Below are 13,154 nucleotides of genomic sequence, written 5' to 3'. Positions count from 1 at the left end.
GTCCCAGGAGATCCTGGGAGCGCGCGATGACCGAGCAGCAGCCGTACCGGGTGGTGTCCCGACACCCCGGCTTCGAGCTGCGCCGCTACCCGGCTCACCTGGTGGCCGAGATGCAGATCCAGGCGTCGTTCACCCGGGCCCCGATCGAGGCGTTCCGGCCGCTGGCCGCCTACCTCGGCGGCGCCAACCGGGCCCGACACCCGATCGGCTCGGCCGGGCCGCCGATGTCGGCGGCCGGCGACTCGGAGAAGATCGCCATGACCGTGCCGGTGGTCCAGATCGAGGGCGAGCGGCCGGGGGCTTACCTGATCCAGTTCGTCATGCCGGCCACCTTCACCACCGCCACCCTGCCCGAGCCGGTGGACACCCGGGTGCGCGTCCACGAGGTCCCGGCACGCCTGGCGGCGGCGATGCGGTTCTCCGGGCGGTGGACCGAGCAGGCGTTCAGTCAGCGGGCCACCATGCTCGGCCGGTCGGTGACCGCGGCCGGGCTGCAACCGACCGGCGCGATCCGGTACGCGCGCTTCGACCCGCCGTGGAAGCCGTGGTTCCTGCGCCGCAACGAGGTCGTGCTGCCCGTCGTGGAGTAGCTAGCGGCGACGGTTGTCGACCGTCGGCCAGGCCAGCAGCAGCCCCATTCCCAGCCCGGCGAGCAGCCCGGCCAGCGAGAGCAGCAGGTCCGAGTCGGCGGAGTTGATCGGGCTGTTGCCGGCCAGCGCGGTGAACGTCGCGCCGACCGGGAGCAGCACCATCATGGCGACGGCCGCGACCAGCAGCATCGGCACCGGGCCCACCAGCGCGGCGAGACCGGCGAGCGCGTGCTGCCGCCAGACCGGTCGACCGCCCGGCCAGTCCCACGCCAGCAGGGTGACGCCGGTGAGCAGCACCGCGCCGAGCGCGATCATCGGCAGGATGCGCGGGCCGGGCGGGACCGCCCGGACCAGCGCGACACCGCCGATGGCGACCGCGCCGAGCCCGACGGCCAGCAGGCGGCGGCCCCGGGTGCGGGCCGGTGCCGCCGCCAGGGCGACGACGACGGTCAGGGCGACCAGGAGCACGCCGGTGGCGAAGGCCGCCGGCGTCAGCTCCGGCTCCCGGTCGGTAGGTGACTCGATGCCGGCCGCCACCACCGCCAGCACCCCGGCCACGCAGGCCGCGCCGGTCAACACCCGCCGGTCGGTGGTGGGGGGCCGGCCCCGATCCCGCCACACCAGGACGGCCGCCAGCACGCCGAGCGCCGCCGCACCGTAGACGGCGAGCAGGACCGTCGACCCCGTGCCGGCCGGGTCCGCCCGGTCGATCGCCACGTCGGCCGCGATCCAGAGCCCACCGAGCACGACCGCCGGAGCGCCCCACCGGAGCTGCCCCCGGCCCGCCAGCAGCAACCCGAGCACGATCGCGACGATCGCCACGAACCGCAGATCCCGTGCCCAGTAGGCGTTGTTGCCCGGCAGCCGCTCCGACCACGGGCCGATCGGCTCGGTCAACGGCTGCCACACCGCCATGCCGACCGCCCAGATCAGCACGGCTGCGGCAGCCAGGAGCAGCCCGACCGGGCGCGCGAATCGCATCCGTCGACGGTAGCCGCCCGATCGCCGTCACGGGGGCCGCGGTCATCCGACGAGGCCGACCGGCGACCGCGCGGGACGGTGCCGCATCATCCGCCACGTCGGCAACGCGCTCGCCAGCGCCGCGAGCAGCAGGCACAGCCCCACCACACCGGCGACCACCGACCACGGCACCACCAGGTCGACGGGGGCACCCACCTGGTCGGCGAGACCGGCGCGGATGCTCAGCAGACCGACGAACGCGACAGCCCCACCCAGCAGCGCGCCGATCAGGACCACCACTGCCGACTCGGCCGTGACCAGCCAGAGGACCTGCCGTCGGGTCGCCCCGGCCAACCGGATCAGCCGCAGGTCGGCGGCGCGGCCGGCAGCGGCCAGCAGCAGCGTGTTGGCCACCGCGATGGCGCCGTAGCCGGCGGACACCCCGATGAGCAGCAACGTGAAGAGCCAGACGAGACGGTCCTCGGCGGCGTCCGCCTCGGCCGCCCAGGTGGCGACGTCGACGACCCGCGCGCCGGCCGGAGGGTCGATCCGGTCCGGGACGTACACAGTGGACGTGAGCGCCGACGGGTCGTGCGTACGCACCACGGCCCGGGGCACGAGCAGGTCGCCGGGGATCGAGGTGTCGCTGACCACGGCGACGACGCGCAGCGACACCGACGTCCCGTCCGCGAAGACCACCGCGTACGCCTCGGACGGCCGCAGGTTCGCCGCTTCGGTGACCACCACCGTGTCGTCACCGCGCAGGTCGTCGAGCGAGCCGGCGACGACGGTCAGCGCCCGGTTCGCGGCGGCGAAGCCGGCCGGCTCCACGCCGAGCGCGGTCAGCGGCCGGTCCGCAGGCAATTTCCCGGTATCGGTGCGGTAGACGGTGGTCGGCAGGAGGGCGGTGCCACCTGTCGCGGCGACGGCCCGGTCCGACAGTCCGGGTGCCCGGTCGGGCACCATGATCCAGCCGGCGTTGACGTTGTCGGCCCGACCAGCCGCGTAGGCGGCGGTGGTGGTGCGCACCATCCCGGACACCAGCACCGCGAACGCGACGGTGAGCAGCACCGGCGCGGCGATGGCGGCGGTCCGCCGGGTCGCGGTCAACGCCCCGCCCCGGACCAGCATTCCGATCGCGCCTCCGGGCCCACGCAGCGGCGACCGCAGCAGCCGTACGACCGGCCCGACCACCGCCGGGGCGAGCACTGTGGCACCGGCCACCAGCGCCATCACCGCGTACAGGGCGTACTGCGCGGCGATCCGGGCCTCGTCGGCGGTCGCCGTTGCGACACTGAGGGCGAGCCCCGCCGCGACGAGGAGCGCCCCGACGGCGACGCGAACCCGCCCGATCGGGCGCTGTTCCACAGCGGCCTCGCGCAACGCCTCCAGCGGGCGGACCCGCGCCGCTCGGCGGGACGCCGACCAGACGGCCAGCAGCGCGATCACCGGCCCGGCGGCGAACGAGACCGCGACCGGCCAGAGTTCATAGCGGACCCGGAAGGTCGACGGTTCGTAGCCGACGTCGACGAGCAGCCGACCCAGCAGCGGGGCGAGCGCCGCGCCGACCAGCAGGCCGACGAGCCCGGCTGCGGCGCCGACGGCGAGCGCCTCCGCGTACACCATGCGGCGGACCTGACGTCCGGTCGCGCCGACGGCGCGCAGCAGGCCCAGCTCGCGGCGGCGCTGCGCGATGGTGAACGCGAAGGTGGAGGCGACCACGAACACCGTGACGAAGCCGGCGAGGGCCGCCGTGGCGGTGAGCACCTGCATGCCGATCCACCGGGTACGGGCGTCGCCGCGCGGTTCCAGCGCACCACGGGCGGCACCGGTGAGCACCTGTCCGTCGCCGCCGACGACTCCGCGCGCCGCCGTGGCGACCCGCTCGGGGTCGGCTCCCGGCGCGAGCATCAGCCCGATGGCCCGGACACCGGGCGCGAGCGCGGCGGCGACCTCGTCCGCGACAAGGACGCCGGGCCCGTCGACCAGACCGGTGACGGTGTACGCCTCCGGACCGGCGGCGGTCAGCAGGGTGACCGGTGCGCCGGTCCGCAGCCCGAGCGCGCGGTCGACGACGACCTCGCCGGGTCTGCGGGGCGGCTCGCCGGCCGTGCGGCGCAGCCCACCGAGCTGGGCGCTGGACCAGCCGTGCCCCTGGTGGGCGTCCTCCCGTCGGGTGTCGGCGGCCACGGGCCGACCGTCGACGAGGGGCTGGGCGTAGAAGGTCCGGTCCGGCACCACGGTGGCGACACCGGGCAGCGCTGCCAGCCGGCCGACGAGTCCCGCGGTCGCCGTGGCGGACCAGGGCCGGGTCGGCACGAAGGCGTCGGCCGACGCGCCCGCCTCGGGGCTCTGCACCACGACCGCCGCCCGCGCCAACCGGTCCGGCACCTGCGGACGCCCGGAGGCGAGGAGGAGGGTGGCCGCCGCGACGAGCGCGACCCCGATGGCGACGGCCACGAACGCGCTGGCCGACCGCCGGACGCTCAGCACGACGACTCCGCCGGAACGGTTTCCCGCTCGGCGATCCGGGCGGCGACGGCAGCGGCGGTGATCGGGCCGGTCAGCTCGTCGACGACGCGACCGTCGGCGAGCAGGAGGACCCGATCGGCGTACGCGGCGGCGGCGGGATCGTGGGTCACCATCACCACTGTCTGCCCGTGGTCGTCGACGAGCGCCCGCAGCAGCCGGAGCACCTGCCGGGACGCCGAGCTGTCCAGCGCCCCGGTCGGCTCGTCGGCGAACACCACGGCCGGACGGGTGATCAACGCGCGGGCCACTGCGACACGCTGCTGCTCCCCGCCGGACAGCTCACTCGGCCGGTGCCCGGCCCGGTCGGCGAGTCCGACCGCGTCGAGGGCGGCGGCGACGTCCGCGGCCGGCGGGCGGCGGCGGGCCAGGCGCGACGGCAGCTCGACGTTCTGCGCGGCGGTCAACGTGGACACCAGGTTGAACGCCTGGAACACGAAACCGATCCGGTCGCGCCGCAGCCGGGTCAGCTCGTCCTCGCCGAGGTCGTCGAGGCGGACGCCGTCGATCGTGACGACCCCCTCGGTCGGGCGGTCCAGCCCCGCCGCGCAGTGCAGCAGGGTGGACTTTCCCGAGCCCGAGGGGCCCATCACCGCCGTGAACGTGCCGCCCGCGAAGCTGGTGGTCACGCCGTCGAGCGCTGTCACCCGCCGGTCTCCGGTGCCGTACACCGTCCGCAGCCCCGTCAGGGTCACCGTGTCTGTGGTCATGACCGTCACGGTGCCGAACACGGGGGGTGCGGCGCGTCGTGCCGGGGCGGGCACTTTCCGGCCCTCCCCTGGGCGGAGTCGACGGCGCGCGAACCCCACCGGGTCGTCCTCGGGGATGACCACCCACGGGTGGACGCGGCCGGGCCGCCCCGCCGATACGGTCTGACAGGTGACAGCTCTCCTGCTGACCCGGCGGCTGCGGCCGGTGGACCTGTACATCGTGGACGCCGTGCTCGCCGTGGCGGTCGGTGGGCTGCTCTGCCCGTACGCGGCGCTGGAGTCGCCGCTGCACGGGGGCGTGGACGAACCGCTCTGGGTGTCGGTGCTCGTCGGGATGGCCATCGGGCTGCCGCTGGCCGCCCGGCGACGGTGGCCGATCCCCGTCGCCGTGGCGATCAGCGCGGTCACCACCGTCGCCCTGATCACTGGCGTGATCCCCAACTTCGCCGCGGCCGCGCCGGCAGTGGCCATCAGCCTGTCCTTCTACACGGTGGCCGTGTCGACCACCACGCGCCGGTCGCTGCTCTGCGCCGCCGGTTGTCTCGCTCTGGTGAGCGTCGCCCTGGTGCTGACCGCGGGTGACCTCTGGTCGCGGACCGGGGCGGTCGTCTACGCCACGGTCATGGTCGCGCCGGCCTGGGTGATCGGTTGGCTGATCCGGGAGCGACGCGCCCTCGCCACCCGGCAGAGCGACCAGCTGGTCCGTCAGGCCGCCACCGAGGAGCGGTTGCGGGTGGCGCGCGAGCTGCACGACGTGGTCGCGCACACGCTGAGCCTCATCGTGGTAAAGGCTGCCGTCGCCAACCACGTCGCCGAGGCCGACCCCCGCGAGGCGGGCGCCGCGCTCCGGGTCATCGAGGAGACCGGCCGCACCGCGCTGACCGATGTGCGTCGCGTGCTCGGCGTCCTGCGCGCGGACAGCCCGTACGCGCCGACGCCCGGGCTGGACGAGTTGCCGGTCCTCGCCCGGCAGGCGGCGATCGGCGGCGTCGACGTGCGGCTCGACGTGCGGCGGGAGGAGCCGGTCGGCGCGGTGCCGGAGTCGGTGGGCCTCGCGGTGTACCGGATCGTGCAGGAGGCGGTCACGAACGTGGTGAAGCACGCGGCGCCGGCGGCGTGCCGGGCCACGGTTACCGTTCTGCCCGACGAGGTGCGGGTGGAGGTGACCGACGACGGCCAGCGTCCGGTCCTGCTCGGCGGGGAGGGGCACGGGTTGATCGGGATGCGGGAACGGGTGGCGTTGCACGGCGGGGAGTTCCGTGCCGGCCCACGCTCCGACGGTGGCTTCGCGGTGACGGCCAGCCTGCCCTACCGGGTGGCCGCGTGATCCGCGTCCTGATCGCCGACGACCAGGCGCTGCTGCGCGGCAGTTTCCGGCTGCTTGTCGACCTCAGCCCGGACTGCACCACTGTCGGCGAGGCGGGCACCGGCGTGCAGGCCGTCGCGTTGACCGGGCAGCACCTGCCGGACGTGGTGCTGATGGACGTCCGGATGCCGGAGATGGACGGCATCGAGGCGACCCGGCGGATCTGCGCCGACCCGGCGACGGCCGGCACCCGGGTCATCATCCTGACCACGTTCGACCTCGACGAGTACGTCTACGGCGCGCTGCGCGCCGGAGCCAGCGGGTTCCTGCTCAAGGACACCCCACCGGCGGACCTGCTGACCGGGATCCGGGTGGTCGCCGCCGGGGAGGGGCTGCTCGCGCCGACGGTGACCCGCCGACTGATCGACGAGTTCGCCCGCCAGCCGGAGCCGACCCGGCCGCTGCCCCGACAGCTCGACGGGGTGACCGACCGGGAACGGGAGGTGCTGGCGCTGATCGCCCGGGGCCTGTCCAACGCGGAGTTGGCCGCGCACCTCAACCTCAGCCAGGCCACCGTCAAGACACACGTCGGGCGGCTGCTGACCAAGCTGGCGGTCCGTGACCGGGCGCAACTGGTCATCGTCGCGTACGAGACGGGCCTGGTGGGGCCGGGCGGCCTACGCTGAGCCGGTCGGCCGTGCACCCAGGAGGAGACATGACCCGGTACGTCGCGCTGCTGCGCGGAGTCAACGTCGGCACCACCCGCCTGGCGATGGCCGACCTGCGCCGGATCGTCACCGACCTCGGGCACGAGGCGGTCGAGACGTACCTCCAGAGCGGCAACGTGGCCTTCGGCAGCACCGTGCGCGACGCGGAGAAGTTGGCCGCCGGCATCGAGCGGGCGCTCGCCGACGAACTGGGGCTGACCGTGCCGGTGCTGGTCCGCAGCGGCCGGGAGTTGGCGGCGGTGGCGGGTGGCAACCCGTACGCCGAGGTCGAGGACGATCCGAAGCTCCTGCTGGTGGCGTTCCTGGCGACCCCTCCGGCGAAGGCAGTGGTGGACGCGCTCGCCGTGCCCGGCGGTGAGAACGTGTCGTTCACGGTGACCGGCCGGGAGGTCTACCTGCACTTCCCCGACGGTGGTTACGGCCGGACGAAGTTCACCAACGCCTACCTGGAGAAGAAGCTCGGCGTGGTGGCGACCACCCGTAACTGGAAGTCGGTGCGCGCCCTGGCGGAGATGGCCGCCGGCTGACCGGGCGGGCGCGGACGCCCGCCCGGAACCGGTCAGAAGTGGTACGCGGTCTCGTACTCGGGGACCAGCACCCGGCTGCGCGGCGAGATCCGCCGCACCGCCGCGATCATGGCGTCGAGCCGGTCCCGGTCGGCCGGCGCGACGACCGGCGGATTCTGCAACGGCGTCTCGAAGTTGTCCCAGTGCACCGGCACGACGACCTTCGGGTAGTCCAGACCGGCCAGCAGCCGGGGCAGGTAGTCGCCGGTGGTGGTGGCGCTCTGCATGGCCACCATCGCCACGTCCGGCGCCAGGCCGGTGAGGTTGCGCTCGGCGACGTCGCTGGCTCCGGTGAAGTAGACCGACGGGCCGCGTTCGACCCGCAGCAGGTAGCCCAGCGTGTCGCCCTCCGGGAGGTCGGCGATGGTCGTCGGCTGCGCCGGCTGGCTCACCCGCACCCCGGGGAAGGCCACGGAGTACGACGCGTTGCGGCTGTGCAGCGAGCCGACCACCTCGATGCTGTGGTCGCCGAAGTCGAGCACCTCCCCGCCCTTGACGGCGCTGAGCTTCGTCGACGGCACCCCGTAGGCCAACCCCAGGTGGTACGCGGTGAGCGTGCCGAACACCCGCGCGCCGGTACGCCCGGCGATGTACGGGACGTCCATGAAGTGGTCCCAGTGGGTGTGCGTGACCAGGATGGTCGTGGCCCGGTCGACGCGCGGATCGATCACGTCGGTGCGCACGGTCAACGGGGCGTCGGTCCGGAACGGGGGGTTGAACAGCCCGGTGTCGATCCGGCTGAGGAACGGGTCGACCAGGACGGTCCGGTCGGCGATGTCGATGCGCCAGCCGGCCGTACCCCACCAGCGGAAGCTGACCGCGCCGGTGCGGCCTCTGGCGGGCGTCGGCGCGGCGGCCGGCGGCGCGGCCTGGGCCGGGGTGGCCGAGGTGGCGGCGAGACCGCCGGCCGAGACCAGGGCGGTGGTGGCGGCGGCGTCGCGCAGGAAGCGTCGACGGTCGAGGTTGGACATGCGGATCTACTCCCCGTGCTCGGGTGATCGGTCAGCACGAGCCAACCAGCGCCACCGCGCCCCGGTCCAAGATCGAACGCCTTCAGCTCCGATACGTCACCGCATATCGTGCCTGCTCAGCGGTCCCCCTTCGGCGCTCGGACGCCCGGAAACTCACTCGCCGCGCAGCGCCTCGACGGCCGTCCGGGCGGCAGTTCCCATCGCCAGGTCCACGTCGATCCGGCGCGGGGTCAGCTCGTCGGCGCGGGCGAAGACGGCGATGGCGTACCGGCCGCCGTCGGGGTATTCGGCGACACCGGCCTCCAGGTGCAGGCCGGGCAGGGTGCCGGTCTTGCCGGCGACCCGGACGCCGGGCGGGAAGCCGGCGGCCAGCCGGGTCCAGAAGAGCTGCCGGGCCATCCAGGTGCGGACCATCGCGCAGGCCGCCGCCGGGCCGGCCTGGTCGCGCCAGATCAGGGTGAGCAGCCGGGTGATCTCCCGGGCGGTGCTGCTGGTGGTGTGTGCGGGGTCGAAGACCCGCATGGCCTGGACCCGCTCCGCCGGCAGGGTCGGGAAGATCCGCGCGAACTCCGCCTCGGTCCGCGCCCCCACGTCGGCGAGCATCATCTCGACCAGTTCCCGAGGACCGCCGAGAACGCGGGTGCGGGTGAGGCCCAGCTCGGCGGCGAGCATCGGCAGCAGGTCCGGGCCGACCCGGCGCAGCAGCAGGTCGGCGGCCGTGTTGTCGCTCACCGACATGGCGAAGTACGCGAGGTCGCGCAGCGACACCTCGGCGTCGTCGACGCAGCCGGCCAGCCCCCACCCGCCGAGCCGGTCGGCGGCGGTGACCAGGACCCGTTCGGTGGGGTCGAGCTGGCCGGCGTCGACCTGCCGGGCGAACTCCAGCACCAGCAGGATCTTGAAGATCGACGCGATCACCACCTGCTCGTCGGCACGCACCCCGACCTGCCGGTCCATTCCGGCCGGGTCGACGGCGTCGACGTCCACCGCGTCCAGGTCGACGGCGTGCAGGCTGGCCGTCACCCCGACGCCCGCGAAGATGGCCTCGATCCGCTCCCCCACATCCACCCGGGCACGGTATCCAGTGGCGGTGGTCCGCCGCTGGCGTAGGGTCCGGCCGTGGACCTGCTCCGGCACCTGCGGCACTTCGTGGTGGTCGCCCACGAGCTGCACTTCGGGCGGGCGGCCGAACTGCTCGGAATGGCCCAGCCGCCGTTGAGCCAGTCGATCCAGCGCCTCGAACGGGAGCTGGAGGTCGAGCTGTTCGACCGCTCCCGCCGCCAGGTGCGGCTCACCACCGCCGGCGGTCTGCTGCTCGCCGAGGCGGAGGAACTCCTCGCCGGCGAGGGCCGGCTGCGCAACCTCATGGGGCAGGTCCGCGCGGGCGAGCTGGGCATCCTGCGGGCCGGGGTGCCGCCGGAGACCCCCGCGGTGACGCTGCGCGCGCTGCTCGACCAGCTCACCGGCCGAGCGCCCGGCCTGGACGTGGAGCTGCACGAGCTGACCACCGCCGAGCAGGTGCGGATGCTCACCGAGCGGAGGTTGGACGTGGGGCTCGTGCACCATCCGGTCGAGGGGGACGGGCTGCGCTTCGGCGCCCCGGTGGACGTACCACTGGGGGTGCTGCTGCCGCGGACGTCGCCGCTGGCCCGCGGCCGGGAGGTGCCGCTCGCGGCGCTCGCCGGCCTCGACCTGGTGGCCGCGCCCCGGGCCACCGCGCCGGGCTGGCACGACCACCTGCTCGCGGTGTGCCGGCGGCACGGGTGGCGGCCGGCGCGGGTGCGGCCGGCGCGCAATCCGGAGTTCCTGTTCGGGCTGGTGCTGGCCGGCGGTGGGGTGGCCGTGGAGCCGGCGGCGCTGGCACGCCGGGAACCCCGGATCGCGTGGCGGCCGATCGCCGACGCCTCGCTGACGAAACGCACCTCGGCGGTCTGGCCGCAACGGTCGGCGCATCCGGCGGCCCCGATGGTCGGGCAGATCGCCGCCGAGGTGCTGGCCGTCGCCGAGCCGGCGCCGCCCACGCCGCCCTCGGTGCCGGCGGCGCGACCCTGGCCGGTGTTGTTCGACACGACCGGGTGAACCGGCCCGACGTTGCGCTCGTCACCTCGCGTTGGACGGTGGATCGTCCACCCGCCCGGGTATGGATGACGGATAACGAAGACGCGAAGGAGCCGCAGTGGCATTCACGATTCCTGACATCAGCCTGAACGACGGCACCACCATCCCGCAGCTCGGCTTCGGGGTGTTCCAGATCGAGCCGAAGGACACCGTTGCGGCGGTGACCACGGCCCTGGAAACGGGCTACCGGCACATCGACACCGCCGAGATGTACGGCAACGAGGCCGAGGTCGGCGAGGCGATCCGCGTGTCCGGCCTCGACCGGGGTGACGTCTACGTGACCAGCAAGCTGAACAACGGCTTCCACCGCCCGGACGACGCCCGCAAGGCGTTCGACTCGACGCTTGCCGCGTTGAAGATGGACTACATCGACCTGTTCCTGATCCACTGGCCGCTGCCGACGCTGTACGACGGCGACTACGTCTCGACCTGGAAGGTGCTGGAGGAGTTCCAGCGCGACGGTCGGGCCCGCTCGATCGGCGTGTCGAACTTCCAGGTGGCGCACCTGCGGCGACTGGCCGACGAGGCGGGCGTGGTGCCGGCGGTCAACCAGATCGAGGCGCACCCCTACTTCGGCAACGACGAGGTGCGCGCCTACGGCCGCGAGCACAACATCCTCACCGAGGCGTGGTCGCCGATCGCGCAGGGCAAGGTGCTCGACGACCCGACGGTCGTCGACATCGCCGAGCAGCTCGGCCGCACCCCGGCGCAGGTGGTGCTGCGGTGGCACGTGCAGCGCGGCGACATCATCTTCCCGAAGTCGACCACGCCGAAGCGGATCGAGGAGAACACCCGCATCTTCGACTTCGAGCTGGACGACACGGCGATGGAGCGGATCACCGCCCTGGACAAGGGCGAGGCCGGGCGGCAGGGCCCGAACCCGGACACCTTCGCCTACGTGCCCCGCTGACGCTCGATCGACGGTGCTGCCGCTCAGTCCGCACGCTGGCTGAGCGGCAGCACCTCGCCCGCGGATTCAGGGGCCGACGCGCTCGGCGAGTCTGCGGAACACCGCCTGGGTCGGCGAGTCCGGCTCGGCGACGTAGACGATCAACCGCTGCTCGGTCTCCGGCACCAGCAGCACCCGGCACTCGAACTCCAGCGGCCCCAGCTCGGGATGCGCCACCCGCTTCACGATGGGACGACGTTCCTCGACGTCGTGCTCGGCCCACAGGCGAGCGAAGTGCGGCGAGGTGCCGAGCAGTTCGATGACCAGCTCCCGGATCGCCGGGTCCGCCGGATAGCGGCCGTAGGCGGCCCGCAGATCCGCCACCGTGCTGTGCACGAACCGGCGTACGTCGGCATCGGCCCAGTGGGCGTCGGTCATCGGCTGCTGGAACGTCCAGCGGATCATGTTGCGCCGGGCGTCGGGCACGGTCGCGAGATCGCCCACGAAGTGCGTGGCCAGACGGTTCCAGGCCAGCACGTGGTAGGCGGCGTCGACGAGGTACGCGGGGGCTTCGGTCATCGCGTCGAGCAGGTGCCGCAGCCCGGGGCTCACCTCCCGGCTCGGGCCCACTGTCGCGGGCGGATGCTCACCGGCGATCCGGAACAGATACTCGCGCTCGTCGCGGCTCAGCAGCAGCGCCCGGGCCATCGCGGCGAGCACCTGCCGGGACGGGTGCGGCCCACGGCCCTGCTCCAGGCGGATGTAGTAGTCGATCGACATCCCGGCGAGTTGGGCGACCTCCTGTCGACGCAGCCCGGGGGTGCGCCGACGTGTCCCGTCGGGAAGGCCGACCTCGGCGGGGCTCAGGCGGGCGCGGCGGGTGCGCAGGAACGCCGCCAGTTCGTCACGTCGCAGGCCGCTGCTCGTCATCCCCCCAGCATGCCCCGGACGGCGTCGGCCAGGGTGGTACCGCCGGTCCCAGGCTCGGCCCGTCCCTGTCCCCAGGCCGTCGCCGGGGTGAGGCTCGACGGCATGACGAACACGATCGCCCTGATCACCGGGGCCAACAAGGGAATCGGCTTCGCCACCGCACGACAGCTCGGCGGCCTCGGGATGACAGTCCTGGTGGGCGCGCGCGACGCCGAGCGGGGTCGGGCCGCCGAGCGGAAGCTGCGCGACGGCGGCGCGGACGCGGTGTACGTGCCACTGGACGTCACCGACGCGGAGTCGGTGACGGCCGCCGCGAAGCGGGTGGAGGCGGAGTACGGCCGGCTGGACGTGCTGGTCAACAACGCCGGCATCGTGCGCGCCGACGGTGCGCGGGGGCTGCCCAGCGAGACGACAGTGGCGACACTGCGTCAGCTGTACGAGACGAACGTCTTCGGGGTGGTGACGGTGACCAACGCGCTGCTGCCGCTGCTGCGCCGGTCGCCGGCGGCGCGGATCGTCAACGTCTCCAGCGAGGTCGGCTCGATCGCGGTGATGACCGACCCGGACGGCGCGCTGTTCGAGTTGACCTCCGTGCCGTACCCGTCGTCGAAGGCGGCGCTGAACATGCTCACCGCCATGTACGCCAAGGAGCTGCGCGACACCCCGATCAAGGTGAACGCGGCGAACCCCGGCTACTGCGCCACCGACCTGAACGGCAACAACGGCTTCCGCACGCCCGAGCAGGGCGCCGAGGTGAGCGTGCACCTGGCGACGCTGCCGGCCGACGGCCCGAGCGGGCTGCTGTGGGGCTTCCAGATGGACGCCGGCGGCGGCTACGGCGTACTCCCCTGGTGAGA

13 protein-coding genes are annotated in these 13,154 nt (G+C 73.9%); 7 read left to right on the top strand and 6 right to left on the bottom strand.

Annotation, left to right across the window (positions count from 1 at the left end; genetic code table 11):
- The first annotated feature begins 26 nt into the window (after positions 1-26).
- Complete coding sequence (locus tag AB0B97_RS15060) at positions 27-590, top strand: heme-binding protein (RefSeq protein ID WP_357493940.1); 564 nt, start codon at positions 27-29, stop codon at positions 588-590.
- Here the strand turns inward: AB0B97_RS15060 and AB0B97_RS15055 are convergent, their stop codons facing one another.
- Genes AB0B97_RS15055 through AB0B97_RS15045 form a run of 3 tightly spaced genes read right to left on the bottom strand, consistent with a single transcriptional unit; the run spans position 591 to position 4,789 of the window.
- Complete coding sequence (locus AB0B97_RS15055; RefSeq protein ID WP_357493938.1) at positions 591-1,571, bottom strand: hypothetical protein; 981 nt, start codon at positions 1,569-1,571, stop codon at positions 591-593.
- A 42-nt stretch (positions 1,572-1,613) separates the two neighbouring features.
- Complete coding sequence (locus tag AB0B97_RS15050; protein WP_357493936.1) at positions 1,614-4,043, bottom strand: ABC transporter permease; 2,430 nt, start codon at positions 4,041-4,043, stop codon at positions 1,614-1,616.
- Positions 4,037-4,789, bottom strand: coding sequence for an ABC transporter ATP-binding protein (locus AB0B97_RS15045; RefSeq protein WP_357493934.1), 753 nt, complete (start codon positions 4,787-4,789; stop codon positions 4,037-4,039). Before AB0B97_RS15045 ends, AB0B97_RS15050 begins: the two co-directional genes overlap by 7 nt.
- Before the next feature lie 169 nt (positions 4,790-4,958).
- Between AB0B97_RS15045 and AB0B97_RS15040 the strand changes: the two genes are divergently transcribed.
- The 3 genes from AB0B97_RS15040 to AB0B97_RS15030 are packed head-to-tail and all read left to right on the top strand — an operon-like array spanning position 4,959 to position 7,350.
- Entirely contained in the window at positions 4,959-6,116 is a 1,158-nt protein-coding gene (locus AB0B97_RS15040) for a sensor histidine kinase (protein ID WP_357493932.1), read from the top strand.
- The gene (locus tag AB0B97_RS15035) at positions 6,113-6,781 is read left to right on the top strand and encodes a response regulator transcription factor (RefSeq protein WP_234581547.1); all 669 of its coding nucleotides are present in this window, start codon (positions 6,113-6,115) and stop codon (positions 6,779-6,781) included. The genes AB0B97_RS15040 and AB0B97_RS15035 overlap by 4 nt, the downstream gene beginning before the upstream one ends.
- Before the next feature lie 29 nt (positions 6,782-6,810).
- Complete coding sequence (locus AB0B97_RS15030; protein ID WP_357493930.1) at positions 6,811-7,350, top strand: DUF1697 domain-containing protein; 540 nt, start codon at positions 6,811-6,813, stop codon at positions 7,348-7,350.
- Positions 7,351-7,382: 32 nt separating this feature from the next.
- Here the strand turns inward: AB0B97_RS15030 and AB0B97_RS15025 are convergent, their stop codons facing one another.
- Both AB0B97_RS15025 and AB0B97_RS15020 read right to left on the bottom strand, forming a co-directional pair.
- Entirely contained in the window at positions 7,383-8,360 is a 978-nt protein-coding gene (locus tag AB0B97_RS15025) for an MBL fold metallo-hydrolase (protein WP_357493928.1), read from the bottom strand.
- 153 nt (positions 8,361-8,513) lie between these two features.
- The gene (locus tag AB0B97_RS15020) at positions 8,514-9,428 is read right to left on the bottom strand and encodes a serine hydrolase (RefSeq protein WP_357493926.1); all 915 of its coding nucleotides are present in this window, start codon (positions 9,426-9,428) and stop codon (positions 8,514-8,516) included.
- Positions 9,429-9,479: 51 nt separating this feature from the next.
- Here AB0B97_RS15020 and AB0B97_RS15015 point away from each other — a divergent pair, with 51 nt between their 5' ends.
- Together AB0B97_RS15015 and AB0B97_RS15010 are read left to right on the top strand one after the other, a co-directional pair.
- Positions 9,480-10,439: a LysR family transcriptional regulator gene (locus AB0B97_RS15015; RefSeq protein WP_357493924.1), complete on the top strand. Its 960-nt coding sequence runs from the start codon at positions 9,480-9,482 to the stop codon at positions 10,437-10,439.
- A gap of 97 nt (positions 10,440-10,536) precedes the next feature.
- Complete coding sequence (locus AB0B97_RS15010; protein ID WP_357493922.1) at positions 10,537-11,388, top strand: aldo/keto reductase; 852 nt, start codon at positions 10,537-10,539, stop codon at positions 11,386-11,388.
- Between the two features lie 66 nt (positions 11,389-11,454).
- On the opposite strand, the gene AB0B97_RS15005 is transcribed toward AB0B97_RS15010, so the two are convergent.
- Positions 11,455-12,297 carry a helix-turn-helix transcriptional regulator gene (locus AB0B97_RS15005; RefSeq protein WP_357493920.1) on the bottom strand — a complete coding sequence of 281 codons (843 nt, stop codon included), beginning with the start codon at positions 12,295-12,297 and terminating at the stop codon, positions 11,455-11,457.
- A 102-nt stretch (positions 12,298-12,399) separates the two neighbouring features.
- Here AB0B97_RS15005 and AB0B97_RS15000 point away from each other — a divergent pair, with 102 nt between their 5' ends.
- Positions 12,400-13,152: an SDR family oxidoreductase gene (locus AB0B97_RS15000; RefSeq protein ID WP_357493918.1), complete on the top strand. Its 753-nt coding sequence runs from the start codon at positions 12,400-12,402 to the stop codon at positions 13,150-13,152.
- Positions 13,153-13,154 lie beyond the last annotated feature (2 nt).

The organism is Micromonospora sp. NPDC049004, from assembly GCF_040649315.1.
Lineage (GTDB): Bacteria > Actinomycetota > Actinomycetes > Mycobacteriales > Micromonosporaceae > Micromonospora.
This window is presented reverse-complemented; position numbering and strand designations above follow the sequence as displayed.

Bases quoted from the DNA above. Each gene is read 5' to 3' on its own strand.
- AB0B97_RS15030 (WP_357493930.1), top strand. From the start codon at position 6,811: ATGACCCGGTACGTCGCGCTGCTGCGCGGAGTCAACGTCGGCACCACC.
- AB0B97_RS15005 (WP_357493920.1), bottom strand. From the start codon at position 12,297: ATGACGAGCAGCGGCCTGCGACGTGACGAACTGGCGGCGTTCCTGCGC.
- AB0B97_RS15025 (WP_357493928.1), bottom strand. From the start codon at position 8,360: ATGTCCAACCTCGACCGTCGACGCTTCCTGCGCGACGCCGCCGCCACC.
- AB0B97_RS15000 (WP_357493918.1), top strand. From the start codon at position 12,400: ATGACGAACACGATCGCCCTGATCACCGGGGCCAACAAGGGAATCGGC.
- AB0B97_RS15060 (WP_357493940.1), top strand. From the start codon at position 27: ATGACCGAGCAGCAGCCGTACCGGGTGGTGTCCCGACACCCCGGCTTC.
- AB0B97_RS15045 (WP_357493934.1), bottom strand. From the start codon at position 4,789: ATGACCACAGACACGGTGACCCTGACGGGGCTGCGGACGGTGTACGGC.
- AB0B97_RS15055 (WP_357493938.1), bottom strand. From the start codon at position 1,571: ATGCGATTCGCGCGCCCGGTCGGGCTGCTCCTGGCTGCCGCAGCCGTG.